Raw genomic sequence first — 20,625 nt, 5'->3', positions numbered from 1 at the left:
ACCAACGCACCCTGCCTCTGGACGACATTCCGGAGGGAGAACGTGATGCGACGACGAGGTGCCAGCCGGCTGGCGTTGGCCGCGCTGCTCGGCGTGAACCTGGTTCTACCCACTCGAGCCGAGCCGGTCGCGGCGGCCGGTTTCGTCGAGGCGTACCCGGTCACGGCGGCGGCGATGCGCGCGGCCGGCCCGCCGTACGCGGACTGGGTGGCGGGCGGACGCCGGTTCCTGACGTTCGACCCGCGGGGCGACGGCCGTGCGGTCGAGGTGCTCGGCGACCTGGCCGACGCGGATCGGATCGCGGTGCTGGTGCCCGGTGTGGGCAGCACCCTGGCCGACTTCGACCGAGGGCTGGGCGGGGTCGCCCACCGGGCGCCAGCGGTGCAGGCCGGGCAGTTGTACCGGGCACTGCGGGCGGCCGACCCGGCGGCGCGGGTCGCGGTGCTGGCCTGGCTCGGCTACGACCCGCCCGACGGGGTGCTGACCGCCGTCGGCGGCGCCAGCGCCCGGCGCGGCGCGGTCGGCCTGGCCGCGCTGTTGCGGGAGCTGGCCGGGCGCCGCCCGGCCGCGACGATCACCCTGGTCGGGCACAGCTACGGGGCGCTGGTGGTGTCGCTGGCCGCAGCGGCCGCCCCACCGCAGGTCAGCGACGTGGTCAGCATCGGCGGGATCGGCGCCGGGGTGCAGCACGCCGATGAGCTGCGCGGCGGTCGGCGGTTCTGGGCGGCCGAGGCACCCACCGACTGGATCCGCCGGGTGCCATCCGTGCGGTTGGCCGGCCTCGGGTACGGCCGTCGCCCCGGCGACCCGGCGTTCGGCGCCCGGCCGTTGCCGGTGGCCGGGGTGGCGGGGCACGACGGCTACCTGGTGCCGGGCAGCGCCACGCTGGTCGCGGTGGCGGCGGTCGTGCGGGACGGAGCCGCCGCCGAGCGGGCGGGGAGCGCCCGGTGAGCCGCGACCGGGTGGTCGACGCGCTGCGGGCGTACGCCATCGGCGGGGTGGTGCTGGGGCACTGGCTCGTCACCGGCCTGGTGCTGGGCGACGACGGCGGGCTGCACCAGGCCAGCCCGCTGACCGCGCTGCCCGCGCTGGCCCCGGCGACCTGGGTGTTGCAGACGCTCGGGTTGTTCTTCTTCGCCGCCGGGTTCGGTTCGGCCCGGTCGCTGGCCCGCTACCCGGGCGGGCCGGGCGGTTGGCTGGCCGGCCGGCTGCGCCGGCTCCTGCTGCCCACGGTGGCACTGCTGGGCGTGGGTGCCGCCGTGTTGCTCGCCGCCACCGTGGCCGGCACCCCGGACGACACGCTCGTGGTCGCGCTGCGGCTCGCGGTGAGTCCGCTGTGGTTCCTGCTGCCGCTGTTGCTGCTGGTCGCGTCGACCGGCCCGCTGGTCGCCGCCGTCCGCCGGTGGGGGGTGGCGCTCTGTGTCGCGCCGGCGGTGGTCGTGGTGGCGGCGGCCGACCTGGCGATGCGCCTGCTGCCGGCCGGCGCCGGACTGCCGCCGGTGAGTGTGGTGACGGCGTGGGCGGTGCCGTTCCTGCTGGGCGTGGCGCACGCCGACGGGCGGCTGGCCGGCCGGCGGGTGGCGGGCGCGCTGGCCGGTGGTGGCGCCGCGGCGCTGGCCGCGCTGCTGGCGCTGGGCTATCCGGTCAGCGCGGTCGGGGTGCCCGGGGCGGGGGTGTCCAACCTGAACCCGCCGTCGCTGCTGGCGGTGGCGTTGGCGGTCACCCAGGTCGGGCTGGGGCTGCTCGCCCGGCCGATGCTGGAACGGCTGCTGGCCCGGCCACTGCCGGGCCGGGCGGTGACCGAGGTGAACCGGAACGCGGTGCGGATCTACCTGTGGCACCAGCCGGTCCTGGTGGCGGTGACCGCGCTCGTCGCCCGGGGCGGGCTGGCCCTGCCGGGGCTGCACACCGCGCCGGACGACCCGGGCTGGGTGCTGGCCCGGTGCTGCTGGCTACCGCTTTTCGCCGTGGTGCTGGTCACCCTCGTGCGGGCGGGCCGGCCGGCGCAGCGGCTGGGCCAGCCGGGCGGTGGAGGGAGCGCCGGCCGGTCGGCCGAGTGCGTCCCGGCGGCAACGCGGGTGTACGATCATCGACGTTCCGGCCCGGCCGACTTCAGGAGGTGATCGCTGTGCGAGATAGCGATCCTCCCAGTCGTGGCCGGGCCGATGGTCAGCCCCGCTGAGCCACGACTCAGTCTGGTGAGCTGACCCCGCTCCGCTCCCCGCCACCCGGCTCACGCCGAGGTGCGCGTGCCGCGCCGTCCGATTCCGGACGGTCGCCGGGAGCCGCCCGGTCACGACCTCGTGTGCGCGTCCCCACCCCTGCGGTCCGCCCCCGCACGCGGACCGTCCAGCCGCCACCCGGAGCCGTCCATGAGCCGCTACGTCGCCCCGCTGGGCTTCACCCTCGCCGCCGTCTGGGTGGCCGTCGTCTTCGTACTGGCCGGCGGCGGTCACTGACCATCGTTCTCCCGCCCGCTCTCGTCACGCTGGCCGGACGAGCGGTGCCCGGGACCAGCCCGGGCACCGCCGACGTCAGAGCATTCGCGACGACCAGAGCAGGCTGAGCGCGCCGGCGCAGAGCGCCAACAGCAGTGCCAGACCGGCGTACCACTGGGTCACCTCGCGGGGCTCGGTGCGGAACCCGATCGAGCTGCCCATGTCCTGGTAGACCTGCTTCAACTCGCTCACCGAGGCCGCCTCGTAGAAGTAGCCCTCGGTGGTCTCGGCCAGCTCGGCCAGGGCCAGCCGGTCCACCGGCACCCGCTGGAGCTGGCCGCCGATGTCCACCTGGCCGGTGTCGGTGCCGAAGGCGATGGTGGAGACCGGCACGTTGGCCGCCTGCGCGGCCGCCGCCGCCTCCTCCACCGATCGGCCGGAGGTGCGGAACCCGTCGGAGAGCAGCACGATCCGGGCCGGCGGGATGCCCGCCGCGCCGTCGGCCGGCACCGACCGGATCGCCTCCAGACAGGTGAACACCGCCTCGCCAGTCGCGGTCGCCTCGGCCAGCACCAGCCCGTCGATCGCACTGGTCACCGCCGCCCGGTCCTTGCCGGGCGGGACCAGCACGTTGGCCGCCTTGGCGAACGAGACGAGGCCCAGGTTGTAGCTCTCCGGCAGCTCGCCGACGAACTGCTTGGCCGCCTCCTGTGCCGCCTCCAGCCGGTTCGGCGCCACGTCGTCGGCCTGCATGGACAGCGACACGTCGATGGCGAGCATCACGGTGGCCCGCTCCAGCGGCTCCTTGGTGTCCACCGCGGGCCGGGCCAGCGCGGTGGCCAGCACCAGCAGGCAGAGCAGGAACGCCGTCGCCGGAACGTGTCGTCGCCAGCCCAGCCCCTTCGGGGCCACGGTGCGCAGCAGATCCACGTTGGTGAACCGCATCGCGTACGTCCGGCGGTGCAGCTGCCGCCAGAGGTAGAACGCGGCGAGGGCGAGCACCGGCAGCACGGCCAGCAGCCACCACGGTTGCATGAAACGGATCATCGTGTCGTCCCCCGGGTGCGCGCGTGCCGCTGCGCGGCCACGAAACGCACCATGTCCAGCAGCCAGTCTCGGTCGGTACGCAGACGCAGGTGGGCCGCGCCGGCACCGCGCAGCGCGGCGGCGATCGTGGCCCGCTGGGCGTTGGCGGCCTCGGCGTAGCGCTGCCGCAACCGCGGGTCGGCGGTCTGCACCTCGTGCAGCTCGCCGCTCTCCGGGTCGACCACCGGCAGCACGCCCACGTCGGGCAACTCCAGCTCGCGCGGATCGACCACCTCGATCGCCAGCACGTCGTGCCGGACCCGCAGCTTGCGCATCGGCCGTGCCCACTGCTCGGCCGGCGCGAGGAAGTCCGAGACCACCACGGCCACCCCGCGCCGTCGGGGCGGGCGGTTGAGCATCTCGATCAGTGCGCCCAGGTCACCCCGGCCGGGCTGGATCGCGGTGTTGGCGACGGCACGCAGCAGACCCTGCGCCTCCTTGCGGCCGGAGCGGGCCGGCAGCCGGGTGAGCACCCCGGGACCGGCCGGCGGTGGCCCAGCCCGCCATCGCCGGGTCGGCGCGGGAGCGCCGCCGCCGGTGCCGATCACCGCGCCGATCCGGTTGCCGCCGCGCACGGTCAGGTGGGTGATGGCGGCAGCGGCGGCGACCACCACCTCCCGCTTGAGCCACTGCCCGGTGCCGAAGTCCAGGCTGGCCGAGAGGTCCAGCGCCAGCCAGGTCTCCAACTCCCGGTCGGCGACCGTACGCCGCACGTGCGGCGTCGTGGTCCGCGCGGTGACCGGCCAGTCCATCCGGCGGACGTCGTCGCCGGGGCGGTACTCCCGCGACTCACCCGCCTCGCTGCCCGGCCCGGGCAGCAGCCCGGCGTAGTCGCCCTGGAGCATGCCGTCGAGCTTGCGGGTGACCAGCAACTGAAGCCGGGACAGCACGGCCTCGCTGCGATCGGCGAGAGGGGCGGGTCGAGGGGTGGGTGAGGTCACGGGCGCTGCCCGGGCCAGCCTGCGCCCGGCGGCGGGGCGGTCGGTGACGGGGATGCCTGCTGCCGGGGGGCGACCGCCGGGAGCGGGATGGTGGACATCACCCGGTGCACGATGTGGTCGGCCGGCACGTCATCGGCGAGCGCGTCGTAGCTGAGCACCAGCCGGTGCCGCAGGATGTCCGGGGCGATGTCCTGCACGTCCTGCGGCAGCGCGTAGTCCCGCCCGCGCAGCAGCGCCAGCGCGCGGGTGGCCCGGACCAGGCCGAGCGAGGCGCGCGGGCTGGCCCCGTACTGGATCAGCTGGGCGACGTCCGGCATGCCGTGCTCGGCCGGGGCCCGGGTGGCCAGCACCAGCCGGACCGCGTAGTCCACCAACGCGTTGTGCACGAAGACCTGGTCCGCCTTGCGTTGCAGGGCGATCAGGTCGGGGGTGTCGAACACGGCCGTCGGCTCCGGAGCGGCGACACCCATCCGGTAGACGATCTCCCGCTCCTCGGCGTCGGTCGGGTAGCCCACCACGATCTTCATGAGGAAGCGGTCCCGCTGCGCCTCCGGCAGCGGGTAGACGCCCTCCTGCTCGATCGGGTTCTGGGTGGCCATCACCAGGAACGGGTCGGGCACCCGGTGGCTCTCCCCGCCGATGGACACCTGCCGCTCGCTCATCACCTCGAGCAACGCCGACTGCACCTTGGCCGGTGCCCGGTTGATCTCGTCGGCGAGCAGGAAGTTGACGAAAACGGGGCCCAGCTCGACGTCGAACTTCTCGCTGGACTGCCGGTAGATGCGGGTGCCCATGATGTCGGCCGGCACCAGGTCCGGGGTGAACTGCACCCGGGCGAAGGAACCGCCGACGACCTTCGCGAGGGTCTCCACCGCCAGGGTCTTGGCCACCCCGGGCACGCCTTCCAGCAGGCAGTGGCCGCGGGCGAGCAGCGCCACGAACATCCGCTCCACCATCCGGTCCTGCCCGACGATGACCCGTTTGATCTCGAACAGCGCCCGCTCCAACAGGGTGGCGTCCTGCGCGGGTGTGGTCACCGGCTCGGGTCTCTCCGGGGCCACCCCGTTCGGCGTCGGGGCGTCGGGCATGGTCGGCTGGGCCACCGGTCCTCCACAGCGTTGGTCGGTCGTCGCGGCTGGTGCGGTATCAAGACTCGCACGCCTTCCTGAGTGGCGAGGGGGGGAGAAGCCGATTTTCGCCGCACCGTCCCGAGCGGCCGAATCGCCCGCCACGGGTGGACACGGACCGGCCAGCCGCGTGTACGATTCACCCCGTCGCCGGGCGGCTCCCCCCGTGGCCGCCCGGCGCTCAAACCTTCCGTCCCGCCGTCCTAGACTGGCAGGGATGAGCACCCCCTCCCCCGCCGAAGAGGCCCTGATCTGCTCGGCCCGGGGCTGCCGCGCCCCCGCCGTCTGGGCGCTGGAGTGGAACAATCCCCGCCTGCACGACGCCGAACGGCGCAAGACCTGGCTGGCCTGCGGCGAGCATCGGGGCAGCCTCGGCGACTTCCTGGACGCTCGCGGCTTCCTGCGTGCCGTCACACCGGTGCCCGGATCGCCTACCCTCGACATGTGAGCGAGCGCAGCGGGCGAACCATGAGGCACAGCAGCGTGGCGTCTCGCGCCGCCGCAGAGCGAGGTGGCGCCGTGAGCGAGCAGAACGGATCCCATCGGTGAGCGCGGAGGACCGCGTCGACCCACCGGCTCCCCCCGGACCCGCCTCCCCGTCCTGGCCGCCCACCCCGGCCACGTCACCTCCCCCACCGGCCGGCGTCATGCCAGCGCCCGGTGCCGTGCCGACGTCCGGCCCGCTGCCCGCCGCCGGTGGGCCCGGCCCGGCCAGCGCGGCACCCGGTCCCCTGCTGACGGGCGGGCCGGTCGGTCGGGGCCCCCTGGAGCCGTGGCCGGACACGGTCCGCTGGCAGCCGATCTCCTCCGACCTGATCTGGGTCGAGCTGATCCGGTTGGCGATCGTGGTCGCCATCGGGCTGGCGGTGACGGCGATCGGGTGGGCGCTGAGCGGTCACTGGTTGTTCGGGCTCGCCCTCGCCGTCGTGCTGGTGCTCGGCGGGTGGCGCGCCGTGGCCATCGTCCGCGCGGTCCGGGCCTGGGGGTACGCCGAGCGGGAGGACGACCTGCTCGTCCGGCACGGGCTGCTGGTCCGGCGGCTCTCCATCGTCCCGTACTCCCGCATGCAGTTCGTCGATGTCAGCGCGGGGCCGCTGGAGCGCCTCTTCGACCTGGCCACCGTGCAGTTGCACACAGCGGCGGCGGCGAGCGACGCCCGGGTGCCGGGGCTGCGGCCGGCGGAGGCGTCCCGGCTGCGCGATCGGCTCACCGCGCTCGGCGAGGACCGGGCGGAGGGGCTGTGAGCACCCGACCGGTCGACCGCCGGCCGCGCCGTGGACCGGCCCGATGAACGACGGTCCCGCCGAGCCGGACACCCGGCCGCCCCCGCCACCCGGCGGCGCGCCCCCCACCGGCCCGCCACCCGCCGACGCCGTGCCGTACGGCGCCGTGCCGCCCGGCAGCGCCGTGCCCTACGGGGCTGTACCGCCTGGCGGCACGCCGCCCTACGGTGCCGTGCCACCGGGCGGTGCGCCGCCCTACGGAGCTGTACCGCCCGGGGTGCCGTATCCCTGGCCGATGCCGCCGACCGATGGCGACGGCGAACCACGACAGCGGCTGCATCCGCTCAGCCCGCTGCTGCACGGGGCCAAGTCGCTGGTCGTGGTGATCGCCGGGCTGTCCTGGTCGACGCTGTCCCGGGTCGGGTTCGGCTGGTTCGCCGCCATGGTGGTGGTGCTGGCGCTCGGCGCGACCGTGCTGTCGGTGGTCAGCTGGTACAACACCGGCTATCACGTGGTGGGCCGCGAGCTGCGGGTGTACGAGGGGCTGCTCTGGCGGCGTACCCGGGCCATCCCGCTGGAGCGGTTGCAGGCCGTGGAGGTGGTCCGGCCGCTGCTCGCCCAGCTCACCGGCCTGGCCGAGCTGCGGCTGGAGGTGGTCGGCGGGGGCAAGACCGAGGCGCCGCTGGCGTACCTCGGAGTGGCCGACGCGGCCCGGCTGCGCGAACGGCTGCTGGCCCTGGCCGGACGGGCGTCGCAGCCGCCCGCGCCGGGCCTCGCGGTGCCCGGGGCGGCCCCGGGAACCGTGCCGCCGGCGGCCGCGCCGGGCCGGCCGCTGCACGCGGTACGCAACCAGAGCCTGCTGGTCAGCCAACTGCTCACCCCGCAGGCGTTCCTGCTCCCGTTCGGTCTGGCCTTCGTCGTGGTGCAGTTCGTCACCGCTGGGTCGTGGTCGTTCGTGGCGGTGGCGAGCACGCTGACCGCGATGGCCGGCGTGTTGCTGCAACCGATCCGCCGGGTGCTCGACGACTGGAACTTCCGGCTGGCCCGCGACGGCGGCACGCTGCGGGTGCACAACGGCCTGCTGGAGACCCGGGCGCAGACCGTGCCGCTGGACCGGGTGCAGACCGTACGGGCCACCTGGCCGCTGCTCTGGCGGGTGAACGGCTGGCTGCGGCTGCGGCTGGAGGTGGCCGGATACTCCGTCGCGGAGGCCGATGACCGCAACCGGCCGGACCGGCTGCTGCCGGTGGGTGACCTGCCGACCGCCACGATGATCGTCGCCGAGGTGCTGCCTGGGGTACGCCTCGACGCGCTGGCGTTGCAGCCACCGCCGCCCCGGACCCGCTGGCTGCACCCGCTCGGCCGTGGCGCGCTCGGCGCCGGCCTGTTCGAGCGGGTCTTCGCCACCCGGTCCGGGCTGCTCACCCGGCAGTTGGCGATCGTCCCGTACGCCCGGATCCAGAGCGTGCGGGTGGTACAGGGGCCGGTACAGCGCCTGCTGGGGCTGGCCACCGTGCACGCGGACACCGCGGGCGGGTCGGGTGCGGCGGCTCAGGACCGGGATCTGGCGGAGGCGTGGGCACTGGCGGCCGAGCTGACCGCCCGCTCGCACGCCACCCGGCTGCCCGGCTGACCCGTTCCGCCGGCCGCCGGCCAACCCTCGGCGTCAGCGGTCGACGGGTACCGGGGGCTGGTCGGTGGTGCTCGGCCCGACCGGTGCCGACTTCTCGCTGTCCGACCGGTCCGGTTCCGGCAGTCCGGCGGTGCCGTCGGGGCCGGTGATCTTCCCTGGCGGCGGTCCCCCGGACCCCGCGCGGCGGGCCCGCACCGCCGCCCACCCGCGCTCGGCCAGGCCGACCACCAGGAACGTCAGCCCGACGTACGCCCAGCCGACCAGCACGTCGATCACGTAGTGCTCACCCGAGTAGACCAGGGTGAAGGTCATGGCCAGCGGGTACGCGAACAGCAGCGGCCACCAGTGGCGGCGGGTGGTGCGCAGGAAGAACAGCACCACGAACAATGCCCAGGCGGTGTGCAGCGACGGCATCGCGGCGACCGGGTTCGAGGCGATCTGGCCGGCGTTGAGCACGTTGCCGGCGCCGTGCATGCCGAATTCCCTCCAGCCCCGGGTGGAGATCCGGGCCACCTCGGTGAGCAGCCCGTTCTGCGCGGCCCACCAGGGCGGGGCGGCCGGGTAGAGGAAGTAGGTGGCCAGGCCTGCGGCGCAGAGGAAACCCCACCGCCGCATGTACGCCGCCCAGCGGTGCCGGTCACGCAGCCACAGCACCGCGGCGGCGGCAAACGCCACCACGAAGTGCGAGAAGTACACCCAGCTCGCCGCGACGTCGTACCACTGCACCTGCGGGTGGTAGAGGTGCTCCTGCAACCAGATGGTGGGCACCTCACCGCCGGTGGCCCAGCCGAACATGAACCGGTCGGCGACGATCAGCTCCATCGCGTGCGGGGTGGCCCCGTTGTCGGCGAACCCCCGGGAGAGGTTGTACGCGGCCAGCAGCAGCACCACCGGCACCCAGTCCCGGGCGAAGCGCAGGTGACTGCGCCACGGCCGGTCACTGTTCCAGGCGATGGTCCCCAACCAGATCCACACGAAGGCGTACGCGGGGTCGGTGGGTAGACCGATGCCCAGCCAGGCGGCCACGAAGGCGACCGCCCAGATCGACATGGCGACCACGCGCCGACGGCCCCCGTCGGGGGACGCGGGTGGGTCGGTCCGGGCGGGGGGCTGGGGGTCAGTCACGACGGCCATCGCGGTCAAGGGTAACGACGGGGGCGGCATCGACCGGCGGCGACCACCCGGAGGACCCGTCCGCAGGTGGTCGGCGGCCGGCTCCGGCGGGATCGGCGGGCGCGTGGTCGCCGGGCTCGGCGAGCACCTAGGCTGACGACCATGCAGGAGCAGCCCGAGCCGGCCTTCGCGCCGGGTCTGACCGCCCGGGTCGAGTTGACCGTCACGGACGCGGACACCGCCTGGGCGGTCGGTTCCGGGGACGTACCGGTCCTGGGCACTCCCCGGGTGGTCGCGCTGGCCGAGGCGGCGACCGTCGCGGCGACGGCGCCCGCGATGCCGCCCGGTTCGACCACCGTGGGGACGCGGGTCGAGCTGGAGCACCTGACACCGACCGTGGTCGGCCGGACCGTCCAGGCACAGGCACTGCTGGCCGCGGTGGACGGCCGCCGGCTGTCGTTCGAGATCACCGTCAGCGACGGTGACGAGACGGTGGCCCGAGGCCGGGTGGACCGGATCGTGGTGAATCGGCAGCGCTTCGTCGACCGTGCCGGGCGGGCGTCGTGACCATCGATGTCATCGAGGTCGCCGACCGGGTGCACGTGCTGCGCGAGCCGTTGCTGCGGGTCAACGTCACTCTCGTCGTCGGCGACGACGAGGCGCTGCTGGTCGACACCCTCTCCTCGGCCGGCCAGGCCACCACGCTGGCCGCCGCCATCCGGGCGATCACCGACCGTCCGCTGACCCTGGTCAACACCCACCACCACTACGACCACTGCTTCGGCAACGCCGTTCTGGCCGGCGACCCACCCCGCCCGGTGTACGCGCACGAGCTGGCCGCCGCTGCCCTGCGCGAGCAGCCGGAGCGGCTGCGCCGGGAGGCGTACGAGGAGTTGCACGAGGAGCACCCCGCGCTCGCCGCCGAGCTGGCCGACACCCCACTGCTCGCCCCGACGCACACCGTGCACACCGAGACGGCGCTGGAGGTGGGCGGCCGGCGGGTGCTGCTGCGTCACCCGGGGCGGGGCCACACCGACGCCGACCTGGTGGTGCACGTACCCGACGTGGACGTGCTGGTCGCCGGTGACCTGGTGGAGCAGAGCGGCCCGCCCGCCTTCGAGGACTCGTACCCGCTGCAGTGGCCGGACGCGGTCGCGGACCTGCTCCGGCTGACCACCGCGGGCACGGTGGTGGTGCCGGGCCACGGCGACCCGGTGGACGTCGAGTTCGTCCGCGCCCAGCACGCCGAGCTGGCGAAGCTGGCCTGGCTGATCCGGGCCGCGCACACCGGCGGCGCACCACCGGAACGAGTCGCCGCCGAGGCACCCTTCGGCGCCCGCGCCGCCCTGACCGCCGCCCGCCGCGGCTACACCGAACTCAACGGCACCGCCTAACCCCCGAAGCGGCGCTGGACGTCGGCGCGGGTGGGCATGGCGGTGGCCCCGCCCGGGGACTCGCAGACCAGGCCGGCCACCCGTAACGCGAACGCCACCCGCTCGACCCAGCCCGCCGGGTCGGCCGGTTCGCCGTCGAGGAGCAGGTCGGCGATCAACGCGGCCATCACCGAGTCGCCGGCGCCGGTGGCGTCGATCGCGTCCACCTTCGGCGCTGGCACGCGTACCGGATCCGCCTCGGCGGCGGCGAGCACCGCACCGGCCGCGCCGAGCGTCACCACCACCGTGGCGGCGCCGAGCTCCCGCAGGTACGCGGCCACCCCCTCGGCCGGCTCGCCCGGGTAGAGCAGCTCGGCGTCGGCGGTACTCAGCTTGACCAGGTGCGCACCAGCGGCGAACTCGGCCACCACCTCGCGCAGCCCGGCCAACGCGGCCGGCCCGTCCAGCAGCCGGGGGCGCACGTTCGGGTCGAAGACCCGCAGCCCGGGGGCGAGCGACCAGGCACGCCGGGCGGCGGCCAGCGTGGCGGGCTGGAGCAGCACGACCGACCCGCAGTAGAGCACGTCGGCGCCCTCCACCAGCGCCACGTCCAGATCGTCCGGGCCGAGCAGGCTGTAGGAAGGCGGGTCGCCGTAGAAGCGGAAGTCGGGTTCCGGGCCGGCGAAGGTGACCACCGCGAGCGTGGTCGGCGCCGGCACCGTGACCACGCCGGCCAGCCCGACGTCGAGCGCGGTCAGGAAGGCGCGGATCCGGCCGGCCAGCACGTCGTCGCCGAGCGACCCGACGAACTGTGCCGCGCCACCGAGCCGGCTCACCCCGACGGCGACGTTGAGCGGTCCGCCGCCGATCGCCTGCCGGTAGACCCGCTCACCGTCGCGCTCGGTGTCGAGCAGGTCGACCAGCGCCTCGCCGAGCACCACCGCGTGTCCCATGCCGGTCCTTTCGTCGTCGTCAGCCCCGCCACCGCCCGCCGCACGCTGAGGCGACCGGCGTGGCACCAGGCTGGCACAGCGCACGGCCCGGCGGGCGCCGAAGGCACGGTCCGGCCCTACCGGGACACGGGCGAGGCGGCCAAGCCGGCCGACCCGGCGGCTACACCGGGTGGTGGATCGGCCCGGCGAGTGCTGTCAGCGGGTGGCCGGTCCCGCCCCAGCGGCCCGCCACGATCTGGGCGGCCACGCTCACCGCGGTCTCCTCCGGGGTACGCCCGCCGAGGTCCAGCCCGATCGGCGAGGCGAGCCGGGCGAGCTGCGCCGCATCGAGACCCGCCTCGCGCAGTCGCTTGTGCCGCTCGTCGTGGGTGCGTCGTGACCCCATCGCGCCGACGTACGCCAGCCGGTGGCGCAGCGCCAGCGCCAGCAGCGGCACGTCGAACTTCGGGTCGTGGGTCAGCACGCAGACGACGGTCCGTCCGTCGACCCGGCCGGCGTCCAGCTCCGCCCCCAGGTAGCGGTGCGGCCACTGCACCACCACCTCGTCCGCCTCCGGAAACCGTCGAGCGGTGGCGAAGACCGGCCGGGCGTCGCAGACGGTCACCCGGTAGCCGAGGAACGCGCCGATCCGGGCCACCGCGGCGGCGAAGTCGATCGCCCCGAAAACGATCATCCGAGGCGGGGTGGCGTGGACGGCCACGAACAGGCTGAGGCCGGTGCCCCGGCGCTGCCCGTGATACCCGTACCGGAGCATTCCGCTGTGCCCGGTGGCGAGCAGCCCGAGGGCGTCGGCGGTGGCGGCGGCGTCCAGCCGCTCGGCGCCGAGCGAGCCGGTCACCTGGTCCCCGGTCAGCACGAGCCGCCGGCCCAGCCGCCCCGCCGGGTCGCCCGGCACCGCGCCCGGCAGGTCGCCGCCGTCGCCCGGCACCTCGCCGTCGTCGGCCGCCACGCAGGTGACCACCGCCGCCGGTTGGCCGGCCCGGCGCGCGACGGCGACCGCGTCCAACTCCGCGAGGGCGTCGGGCTCGATCCGCTCCACGAACACGTCGAGCACCCCGCCGCAGGTCAGGCCCACGGCGTACGCGTCGTCGTCGCTGACGCCGTAGCGGATCAGCTCGGGTACGCCGGTGTCGAGCACGCGGTGGGCCCGTTCGTAGAGGTCAGCCTCCACGCAGCCGCCGGAGACGCTGCCGGTGACCGTGCCGTCGGTCGCCACCAGCATGGTGGCGCCGGGCGGCTGTGGCGCGGACCGCCAGGTGGCCACGACGGTGGCCAGGGCGACCACCTCGCCGGCCCGGCAGCGGCGGTGCACCTCGTCGAACACCTCCGGCACGCTTCCCCAATCTCCGTCCCGGCGCTGATTCAGCCGAGCCAACCCCGGCCGAACCGCAGGCCGGAGTCCGTGGTCGCAAAAGCCGTAAAACGGCATTAAGCGAAGGATATGGTCGGTTTCACCAGAGGGGGTGTGAGTTGGTGAAGTCGTACGAGGCGCTGCGTACCGCGCCGAATCCGGACCACGCGGTGGTCAGAGGTCCCGGCGAGGTGGAGGTCCACCTGCACGTCAACGGGGAGAGTCGGACGACGACCGTGGAGCCACGGGTCAGCCTGCTCGACGCCCTCCGGGACCGGCTCGAACTGACCGGCACCAAGAAAGGCTGCAACCAGGGCGCCTGCGGCGCGTGCACGGTGTGGGTCGACGGTCGCCGCGTGCTGGCCTGCCTGACCTTGGCCATCACCTGCGAGAGCCGCGAGGTGACCACCATCGAAGGGCTGGCCGACGGAGACACCCTGCACCCGATGCAGCAGGCCTTCCTGGACTGCGACGCGTTCCAGTGTGGGTACTGCACCCCCGGGCAGATCATGTCCGCGGTGGCGCTGCTGGCCGAGGGGCATGCCGGCGACGACACGGAGATCCGGGAGTGGATGAGCGGCAACATCTGCCGCTGCGCCGCGTACCCGCACATCCGCACGGCCATCCGCCGGATCCGCGACGGAGGCGGCGCCGATGCGGCCCGTTAGCTATTCCCGGGCCTTCGACGTCGGCACCGCCATCGGCGCGGTGAGTTCCGACCCGGAGAGCGCCTTCCTGGCCGGCGGCACCACCCAGATCGACCTGCTGCGCATCTACGTCGAGCAGCCGCGCCGCCTCGTCGACATCAACGACCTGCCGCTGAACCGGGTCGAGGAGTTGCCCGACGGCGGGCTGCGGCTCGGCGGGCTGGCTCGGATGAGCGACGTGGCTCAGGAGCCGGAGCTGGTCCGGCGCTACCCGATGGTCGCCGAGTCGCTGCTGCTCGGTGCATCCCCGCAACTACGCAACATGGCCACCATGGGCGGCAACCTGCTGCAACGGGTGCGGTGCGGCTACTTCCGCGACACCGAGGCGGCCTGCAACAAGCGCCTGCCCGGTAGCGGGTGCAGCGCGCTGGAGGGCATCAACCGGGGGCACGCGGTCCTCGGCACCAGCGACCACTGCATCGCCACCCATCCGTCCGACCTGGCCGTGGCGCTGGTCGCGCTGGACGCCGTGGTGCGGACCGAGGGGCCGGGCGGTGCGCGGAGCATCCCCATCGACGACTTCTTCCTGCTGCCCGGTCAGACCCCGGAGCGGGAACACCCGTTGACCCACGGCGAGTTGGTGACCGGCATCGACCTGCCACCGGCACCGGTGGCGGCCACCTCCCGCTACATCAAGATCCGCGACCGTGAGTCGTACGAGTTCGCGCTCGCCTCGGTCGCGGTGGCCATCGCGGTCGACGGCGGCCGGATCACCGAGGTCCGGCTGGCCCTGGGCGGGGTGGCCACCAAACCGTGGCGGGCACGTGCGGCCGAGCGGGAGCTCGATGGCGCCCCGGCGACCACCGAGTCGTTCACCCGGGCCGCGGCGGCCGAGCTGGCACCGGCGGTGTCACATGGCATGAACGCCTTCAAGATCGAGCTGGCTCGGCGGACCATGGTCCGGGCTCTGGAGCAGATGACCCAGCGGGAGGGACCGGCATGAGCCCGGCGATCGGCGGCACGCTCAATCGGGTGGACGGCCGCGCCAAGGTGCGTGGGGAGGCCCGCTACTCCGCCGAGGTCGCGGTGACCGGCCTGGTCCACGCCGTGCTGGTGAACGCGACGGTGGCCAGCGGCCGGATCACCGCGATCGACACCGCCGAGGCCGAGCGGGCCGACGGGGTGCTGGCCGTGCTCACCCACCGCAACCTGAGCCGGGTCGCCAGCGTGCCGAAGCTGCTCCCGTCGCTCGCCGGGCTGGCCGCGCCGGGGCAGACCTTCTTTCCGATGCAGGACGAGGCCATCCACTACTCCGGCCAGCCGATCGCCATCGTGGTCGCCGACACCGTCGAACGCGCCGACCACGCCGGCACCCTGATCCGCGTCGAGTACGCCACCACGCCCCCCACCACCCTGCTCGACCAGGCCCGGGACCAGGCGTACGTGCCCGAACGGATCTTCGGCGGGCTGCTGCCGGGGCAGGCGTCCCGTGGTGACGTGGCCAAGGCGCTGGCTGAGGCGCAGGTGTGCGTGGACGCGACGTACCGCTTCGCGCCCAACCACCACAACCCGATCGAGCCGTCGGCCAGCACCGCGGTCTGGGAGGACGTCGACCGGCTGACCATCTACGACTCGACCCAGGGGCCGAACGCCACCCAGTTCACCGTCGCGGCGCTGCTCGGCCTGCCACCCATCTCGATCCGGGTGGTGAGCCACGCCGTCGGCGGCAGCTTCGGCTCGAAGGCGATGATCTGGCATCACCCGGCGCTGGCCGCGCTCGCCGCCCGGCAGGTCGGCCGGCCGGTACGGCTGGCGCTGACCCGGGAGCAGATGTTCACCTCCTGCGGGCACCGCGAGGAGCAGGAGCAGCGGATCACCATCGGCGCGGGTGCGGACGGCCGCATCGCTGCGCTGCGCCACCACAAGCTGTCGCTCACCTCGCGCTTCGACGACTGGGCGGAGCCGTCGTTGCAGAGCCCGGCGGTGGCGTACACCAGCCCTCACTACGAGGGGATCTACCACCTGGTCCGGGGCAACACGATCACCCCGACCTTCATGCGCGCCCCGGGTGAGGCGACCGGCATGTTCGCCCTCGAGTGCGCGATGGACGAGCTGGCCGAGCGGATCGGGATCGACCCGCTGGAGCTGCGGTTGCGCAACTACTCGGAGACCGACCCGGAGAGCGGGCACCCGTGGTCCAGCAGCGGGTTGAAGGAGTGCTACCAGCGGGCGTCCGAGCTGTTCGGCTGGCGCGACCGCGACTCCCGGCCCCGGCGCGAGGGCCAGTGGCTGATCGGCAGTGGCATGGCCAGCGCGCTCTACCCGGTGACCCAGCCGGTGAACCCGCAGCGCGCCCGGGCCCGGCTCTACAACGACGGTACGGCCGTCGTCGAGGCGGGAGTGTCGGAGTTCGGCACCGGGGTCTTCACCGCGATGACCCAGGTCGCCGCGGACGCGCTCGGCCTCCCGGTGGAGCGGGTGCGGTTCGTCGGCGGCAGCAGTGACCTGCCGAACGTCACCGCCGCCGTGGGTTCCACGGGTACCAGCGCCGTCGGCTCCGCCGTACACCTCGCGGCGACGCAGCTGCGCGATGAACTGATCCGGCGCGCGGTTGCCGACGCCCACTCGCCGTTGCACGGCGCCGATCCCGGCACGGTGGTGGTCCGGGACGGGCGGATGGTGCTGCGCGACCGGCCCGACGTCGGCGAGGCGTACGCCGACATGATGGCCCGCACCCTGACCCCGGACGCGGAGGTGCTGGGCACCTGGACGCCGCCACCGCAGGACGCCGGGTACGGGGTGCACACCTTCGGCGCCCAGATGGCCGAGGTGGCGGTCGACGCCGACCTCGGCGTCGTACGGGTGCGCCGGATGGTCGGGGTGTTCGCGCCCGGCCGGGTGCTCAACCGCAAGACGGCGCACAGCCAGTTGATGGGCGGCATGCTCTGGGGGCTCGGCCAGGCGCTGCTGGAGGCCACCCGGATGGATCCCCGGTCGGGTCGCTGGGCCAACGCCAGCCTCGGCGACTACCTGGTCGCGGTCAACGCAGACGCGCCGGACGTCGTGGTGGACACCATCGAGGTGCACGACGAGGTGGTGAACCCGCTCGGGATGAAGGGGGTCGGGGAGATCGGCGTGGTGGGTGCGGCCGCCGCGATCGCCAACGCCGTGCACCACGCCACCGGACGCCGGCAGTACGAGCTGCCGATCACCCTGGAGAAGCTGCTCTGAGGGTGGCCCGGCACCCGGCCTGACGCATCGAGGAACGACTATTGCGCTGCGGCCGGGTGGCGTGGTGGGATGACGCATACCGGGCGGTGCGAGGGCTGCCGCGCCGCCGGTTGCCGGGTTCGTTTGACGCGAGGGCGCCGGTCCACGACAGGGACCGTTGACGGCACGTGTCCACCGGCCATTTTCCTGCCGAGGCACATCGCCGTGACCGTCGCACCCGCTCACCGCAGCGGGGCGACCAGGCCACACCCCCACCCGATTGCGGCGGGGCGGCTCGGGCGGCGCGCCTCGCGAGTCAGGAGAACCCGTGAAACGATCCCGTACGGCCGCGTTGCTCATCGCGGCCGTGACCCTCGCCCTGGGCGCCGTCGCCCTGACCTCCAGCCCGGAGCCCGCCGCCGCGCACGGTGCGGCGATGACCCCCGGCAGCCGTACCTTCCTGTGTTGGCAGGACGGCCTGAGCCAGACCGGCGAGATCAGGCCGAACAACCCCGCGTGCTCCGCCGCCGTGGCGCAGAGCGGGGCGAACTCGCTCTACAACTGGTTCAGCGTGCTGCGCTCCGACGCCGGCGGCCGGACCGTCGGCTTCATCCCGGACGGGCAGCTGTGCAGCGGCGGAAACTCCGGCTACAGCGGCTACGACCTGGCCCGTACCGACTGGCCGTTGACCCACCTGACCTCGGGGGCGCGGCTGGACTTCCGGTACAGCAACTGGGCGCACCACCCGGGCACCTTCTACTTCTACGTGACCAAGGACAGTTGGAGCCCGAACCGGCCGCTGGCGTGGGGCGACCTGGAGGAGCCGTTCCTGACGGTGACCAACCCGCCGCAGCGCGGCGGGGTCGGCACCAACGAGGGGCACTACTACTTCAGCGGAAACCTGCCGTCGGGCAAGAGCGGCCGGCACATCATCTACTCCCGTTGGGTGCGCTCGGACTCGCAGGAGAACTTCTTCGGCTGCTCCGACGTGACCTTCGACGGCGGCAACGGCCAGGTGACCGGCGTGGGTCCGGGCGGCACTCCCCCGCCGACCCCCACCCCGACCACCCCGCCGCCGAACCCGACGACTCCCCCGCCAACCCCCACCCCGACCACCCCGCCGCCGCACGGCGGTGACTGCATGGCGGTCTACAAGGTCGTCAGCGCCTGGCAGGGCGGCTTCCAGGGCGAAGTCATGATCATGAACCACGGCAGTACGCCGTTCGCCGGCTGGACCGCGAGCTGGACGTGGCCCAGCGGGCAGTCGATCAGTCAGATCTGGAACGCCACCCAGAGTTCGTCCGGTTCGTCGGTGACGGCGAGCAACGTCTCGTACAACGGCACGGTCGCGCCGGAGGGCACCACCACCTTCGGCTTCCTGGCCAGCACCACCGGCACCAACACCCTGCCAACAGTCACCTGCGCCCGCCGCTAAACCCAACCCCGCCCCCGTCCAACCCCACCCCGAAATGATCAAGAGGTTTGCGTCATCCGGAGGCGTTCCGGTGACGCAAACCTCTTGATCAACAGGGTCGGGGCGGGCAGCGGGGTCAGCGGACCATGGAGCCGACCACCGGTTTGGTCAGCAGGGCGGACTGGTTGCGCTGGATGCCGGGGTCGAGGGTCTTGGCCACGAAGATGGCGTGCCAGATGCAGAAGATCAGCACGGTCCACACCTTGCGGGAGTGGTCGGCCTCCTCCCGCTTGTGCTCGTCCAGCAGCCGCAGCGCGTACGACAGGTCGAGCAGGTCGCCGGCGCCCGAGGTGCTCAGCACATGCCGGGCCCACTCGTACATCTCGCCGCGCAGCCACACCCGGGTGGGGGTCGGGAAGCCCAGCTTCTTGCGGTTGACGATGGCCGGCGGGACGACGCCCTGCAACGCCTGGCGCATCGCGTACTTGGTGGCGTCCGAGCGCGGCGGCAGCTTGAGGTCCACCGGGATCTTCGCCGCGACGTCGAACACCTCGCGGTCGAGGAACGGCACCCGCACCTCCAGCGAGTGGGACATCGAGATCCGGTCGGCCTTGACCAGGATGTCCCCGCGCAGCCAGGTGTAGAGGTCGACGTACTGCATCTTGGTGACGTCGTCCAGCTCGGTGCACTCGGCGTAGATCGGCGCCGTCACGTCGGTGTAGCGCACCGAGGGGTCGTAGCGGCGCATCAGGTGCTGCTTCTCCTCCTCGGTGAACATCCGGGCGTTGCCGTAGTAGCGCTCCTCTATCGGGGTGGTGCCGCGCTCCAGGAAGCTCTTGCCCTTGACCCCCTGCGGGATCGCCTTGGAGACCGCGCGCAGCCCCTTCTGCACCCCACCGGGCAGGCCGTTGACGGTGCCGAGCGACAGTGGCTCGCGGTAGATCGTGTACCCGCCGAAGAACTCGTCGGCACCCTCACCGGAGAGCACCACGGTGACGTGCTCGGCGGCCTTCTTGGCCACGAAGTACAGCGGCACCAGCGCCGGGTCGGCCACCGGGTCGTCCAGGTGCCAGACGATCTTCGGCAGCGCGTCGATCATGTCCTGCGGACCGATCTTGGTGGGGATGGTGGTGACGTCCAGGTGCCGGGCCGACTCCTGCGCGACGTCGATCTCCGAATACCCCGGTACGTCGTACCCGACGGTGAAGGTCAGGATGTTCGGGTTGAACTCCCGGGCCAGCGCGACCACCGCTGTGGAGTCGATGCCGCTGGACAGGAACGAACCGACCGGCACGTCGGAGCGCATGTGCATGCGCACGCTCTCCCGCAGCGTCTCCCGGATCTCGTGGTAGAGCTTCTGCTCGTCGTCGACCGGCGCCGGCCGGAACACCGGCCGGTACCAGCGGCGTACGTCGATCCGCCCGCCCGGGGTCCAGGTCAGGTACTCCCCGGAGCCGATCCGGTTGACGCCCTTGTGCAGCGTGCCGGGCTCGGGGACGTACTGCAGGGTCAGGTAGTGGCTGAGGTTGGCCGCGTCGACGCCCGCGTCGCCCTGGTAGTTGCTGTGCGCGAACGGCAGCAGCGCCTTCTTCTCCGAGGCCAGGTACAGCCCGTCGGCTGTCTCCAGGTAGTGCATCGGCTTGATGCCGAAGTAGTCGCGGGCGCCGAACGCGCGCCGTTCCTGCCGGTCCCAGATGACGAAGGCGAACATGCCGCGCAGCCGGGTGAGCACCTGCTCGCCCCAGAAGTGGTAGCCGGCGACGATCACCTCGCCGTCACCGGCGGTGGCGAACTGGGCGCCGAAGTTCCGGACCAGCTCGTCGCGCAGCTCGATGTAGTTGTAGATCTCACCGTTGAAGGTGAGCAGGTAACGGCCGTTCGCGTAGGGCAGCGGCTCGTGACTCGACGCGACGTCGATGATGGCGAGCCGCTTGTGGGCGAACACTCCGTCCGCGTATCGGCCGGAGGCGTCGCCGACCACCTCGACCCCTGTCTCGTCGGGGCCGCGGTGGTGCAGGCATTCCAACGCTCCGGCGATGTGGTCGCGGTGCGCGGCGGCGTTACCGTTCGCGCTGAAGAAGGCCAGGAGTCCGCACATGGTGGACATCTTTCCACG

The 20,625-nt window shown here is 73.5% G+C and carries 19 protein-coding genes; 12 read left to right on the top strand and 7 right to left on the bottom strand.

Translation table 11 applies throughout. From position 1 onward, the window contains the following. Positions 1 to 45 precede the first annotated feature (45 nt). From OG990_RS03575 to OG990_RS03565, 3 genes are all read left to right on the top strand, one after another. Positions 46 to 951, top strand: a complete 906-nt coding sequence (locus tag OG990_RS03575) for an alpha/beta hydrolase (protein WP_328418689.1) — start codon at positions 46 to 48, stop codon at positions 949 to 951. Then, positions 948 to 2,123: an acyltransferase family protein gene (locus OG990_RS03570; RefSeq protein WP_406078969.1), complete on the top strand. Its 1,176-nt coding sequence runs from the start codon at positions 948 to 950 to the stop codon at positions 2,121 to 2,123. Before OG990_RS03575 ends, OG990_RS03570 begins: the two co-directional genes overlap by 4 nt. A gap of 126 nt (positions 2,124 to 2,249) precedes the next feature. Next, entirely contained in the window at positions 2,250 to 2,459 is a 210-nt protein-coding gene (locus OG990_RS03565) for a hypothetical protein (RefSeq protein ID WP_406078968.1), read from the top strand. 75 nt (positions 2,460 to 2,534) lie between these two features. Here the strand turns inward: OG990_RS03565 and OG990_RS03560 are convergent, their stop codons facing one another. From OG990_RS03560 to OG990_RS03550, 3 genes are read right to left on the bottom strand one after another with little or no spacing between them, the layout of a single operon-like run. After that, positions 2,535 to 3,485 carry a VWA domain-containing protein gene (locus tag OG990_RS03560; protein WP_328418692.1) on the bottom strand — a complete coding sequence of 317 codons (951 nt, stop codon included), beginning with the start codon at positions 3,483 to 3,485 and terminating at the stop codon, positions 2,535 to 2,537. Further along, positions 3,482 to 4,483, bottom strand: coding sequence for a DUF58 domain-containing protein (locus tag OG990_RS03555; RefSeq protein ID WP_406081639.1), 1,002 nt, complete (start codon positions 4,481 to 4,483; stop codon positions 3,482 to 3,484). Before OG990_RS03555 ends, OG990_RS03560 begins: the two co-directional genes overlap by 4 nt. After that, on the bottom strand, positions 4,462 to 5,568 hold the full coding sequence (locus OG990_RS03550) for a MoxR family ATPase (protein WP_328418693.1): 1,107 nt from the start codon (positions 5,566 to 5,568) through the stop codon (positions 4,462 to 4,464). Before OG990_RS03550 ends, OG990_RS03555 begins: the two co-directional genes overlap by 22 nt. Positions 5,569 to 5,809: 241 nt before the next feature. Here OG990_RS03550 and OG990_RS03545 point away from each other — a divergent pair, with 241 nt between their 5' ends. From OG990_RS03545 to OG990_RS03535, 3 genes are all read left to right on the top strand, one after another. Next, positions 5,810 to 6,040, top strand: a complete 231-nt coding sequence (locus OG990_RS03545) for a hypothetical protein (RefSeq protein ID WP_328418694.1) — start codon at positions 5,810 to 5,812, stop codon at positions 6,038 to 6,040. Between the two features lie 199 nt (positions 6,041 to 6,239). Continuing rightward, positions 6,240 to 6,836 carry a PH domain-containing protein gene (locus OG990_RS03540; protein WP_328426749.1) on the top strand — a complete coding sequence of 199 codons (597 nt, stop codon included), beginning with the start codon at positions 6,240 to 6,242 and terminating at the stop codon, positions 6,834 to 6,836. Between the two features lie 274 nt (positions 6,837 to 7,110). After that, complete coding sequence (locus OG990_RS03535; RefSeq protein WP_328426751.1) at positions 7,111 to 8,448, top strand: PH domain-containing protein; 1,338 nt, start codon at positions 7,111 to 7,113, stop codon at positions 8,446 to 8,448. Between the two features lie 33 nt (positions 8,449 to 8,481). Here the strand turns inward: OG990_RS03535 and OG990_RS03530 are convergent, their stop codons facing one another. Further along, positions 8,482 to 9,582 carry a phosphatase PAP2 family protein gene (locus OG990_RS03530; RefSeq protein ID WP_406078967.1) on the bottom strand — a complete coding sequence of 367 codons (1,101 nt, stop codon included), beginning with the start codon at positions 9,580 to 9,582 and terminating at the stop codon, positions 8,482 to 8,484. A gap of 141 nt (positions 9,583 to 9,723) precedes the next feature. Here OG990_RS03530 and OG990_RS03525 point away from each other — a divergent pair, with 141 nt between their 5' ends. After that, complete coding sequence (locus OG990_RS03525) at positions 9,724 to 10,128, top strand: thioesterase family protein (protein WP_406078966.1); 405 nt, start codon at positions 9,724 to 9,726, stop codon at positions 10,126 to 10,128. After that, a complete protein-coding gene (locus tag OG990_RS03520; RefSeq protein ID WP_406078965.1) occupies positions 10,125 to 10,955 on the top strand; it encodes an MBL fold metallo-hydrolase in 831 nt (276 codons plus the stop codon). Before OG990_RS03525 ends, OG990_RS03520 begins: the two co-directional genes overlap by 4 nt. Here the strand turns inward: OG990_RS03520 and OG990_RS03515 are convergent. Both OG990_RS03515 and OG990_RS03510 read right to left on the bottom strand, forming a co-directional pair. Continuing rightward, the gene (locus tag OG990_RS03515; protein WP_386983788.1) at positions 10,952 to 11,887 is read right to left on the bottom strand and encodes a carbohydrate kinase; all 936 of its coding nucleotides are present in this window, start codon (positions 11,885 to 11,887) and stop codon (positions 10,952 to 10,954) included. The genes OG990_RS03520 and OG990_RS03515 overlap by 4 nt on opposite strands. Before the next feature lie 160 nt (positions 11,888 to 12,047). After that, positions 12,048 to 13,220, bottom strand: a complete 1,173-nt coding sequence (locus OG990_RS03510) for an XdhC family protein (protein WP_406078964.1) — start codon at positions 13,218 to 13,220, stop codon at positions 12,048 to 12,050. Positions 13,221 to 13,408: 188 nt separating this feature from the next. On the opposite strand from OG990_RS03510, the gene OG990_RS03505 reads away from it, so the two are divergent. From OG990_RS03505 to OG990_RS03490, 4 genes are all read left to right on the top strand, one after another. Next, positions 13,409 to 13,906: a (2Fe-2S)-binding protein gene (locus OG990_RS03505; protein ID WP_406081638.1), complete on the top strand. Its 498-nt coding sequence runs from the start codon at positions 13,409 to 13,411 to the stop codon at positions 13,904 to 13,906. Next, on the top strand, positions 13,893 to 14,888 hold the full coding sequence (locus tag OG990_RS03500) for an FAD binding domain-containing protein (protein ID WP_386983791.1): 996 nt from the start codon (positions 13,893 to 13,895) through the stop codon (positions 14,886 to 14,888). The genes OG990_RS03505 and OG990_RS03500 overlap by 14 nt, the downstream gene beginning before the upstream one ends. Further along, the gene (locus tag OG990_RS03495) at positions 14,885 to 17,116 is read left to right on the top strand and encodes a xanthine dehydrogenase family protein molybdopterin-binding subunit (protein WP_386983793.1); all 2,232 of its coding nucleotides are present in this window, start codon (positions 14,885 to 14,887) and stop codon (positions 17,114 to 17,116) included. The genes OG990_RS03500 and OG990_RS03495 overlap by 4 nt, the downstream gene beginning before the upstream one ends. Positions 17,117 to 17,423: 307 nt before the next feature. Continuing rightward, entirely contained in the window at positions 17,424 to 18,530 is a 1,107-nt protein-coding gene (locus tag OG990_RS03490) for a lytic polysaccharide monooxygenase (protein ID WP_355612779.1), read from the top strand. A gap of 115 nt (positions 18,531 to 18,645) precedes the next feature. Here the strand turns inward: OG990_RS03490 and asnB are convergent, their stop codons facing one another. Beyond that, the gene (asnB, locus tag OG990_RS03485) at positions 18,646 to 20,607 is read right to left on the bottom strand and encodes an asparagine synthase (glutamine-hydrolyzing) (protein WP_328418703.1); all 1,962 of its coding nucleotides are present in this window, start codon (positions 20,605 to 20,607) and stop codon (positions 18,646 to 18,648) included. Between the last annotated feature and the right edge of the window lie 18 nt (positions 20,608 to 20,625).

The sequence above is a fragment of the Micromonospora sp. NBC_00858 genome (assembly GCF_045207365.1).
Taxonomy (GTDB): domain Bacteria; phylum Actinomycetota; class Actinomycetes; order Mycobacteriales; family Micromonosporaceae; genus Micromonospora.
Note: the sequence above shows the minus strand (reverse complement) of the source record. Positions and strands in the feature narration are given on the sequence as shown.

Excerpts from the sequence above, each read along its gene's own strand:
- OG990_RS03575 (WP_328418689.1), top strand. The coding sequence starts at position 46 with ATGCGACGACGAGGTGCCAGCCGGCTGGCGTTGGCCGCGCTGCTCGGC.
- OG990_RS03560 (WP_328418692.1), bottom strand. The coding sequence starts at position 3,485 with ATGATCCGTTTCATGCAACCGTGGTGGCTGCTGGCCGTGCTGCCGGTG.
- OG990_RS03545 (WP_328418694.1), top strand. The coding sequence starts at position 5,810 with ATGAGCACCCCCTCCCCCGCCGAAGAGGCCCTGATCTGCTCGGCCCGG.
- OG990_RS03540 (WP_328426749.1), top strand. The coding sequence starts at position 6,240 with ATGCCAGCGCCCGGTGCCGTGCCGACGTCCGGCCCGCTGCCCGCCGCC.
- OG990_RS03535 (WP_328426751.1), top strand. The coding sequence starts at position 7,111 with ATGCCGCCGACCGATGGCGACGGCGAACCACGACAGCGGCTGCATCCG.
- OG990_RS03530 (WP_406078967.1), bottom strand. The coding sequence starts at position 9,582 with ATGGCCGTCGTGACTGACCCCCAGCCCCCCGCCCGGACCGACCCACCC.
- OG990_RS03525 (WP_406078966.1), top strand. The coding sequence starts at position 9,724 with ATGCAGGAGCAGCCCGAGCCGGCCTTCGCGCCGGGTCTGACCGCCCGG.
- OG990_RS03515 (WP_386983788.1), bottom strand. The coding sequence starts at position 11,887 with ATGGGACACGCGGTGGTGCTCGGCGAGGCGCTGGTCGACCTGCTCGAC.
- OG990_RS03500 (WP_386983791.1), top strand. The coding sequence starts at position 13,893 with ATGCGGCCCGTTAGCTATTCCCGGGCCTTCGACGTCGGCACCGCCATC.
- OG990_RS03495 (WP_386983793.1), top strand. The coding sequence starts at position 14,885 with ATGAGCCCGGCGATCGGCGGCACGCTCAATCGGGTGGACGGCCGCGCC.
- asnB (WP_328418703.1), bottom strand. The coding sequence starts at position 20,607 with ATGTGCGGACTCCTGGCCTTCTTCAGCGCGAACGGTAACGCCGCCGCG.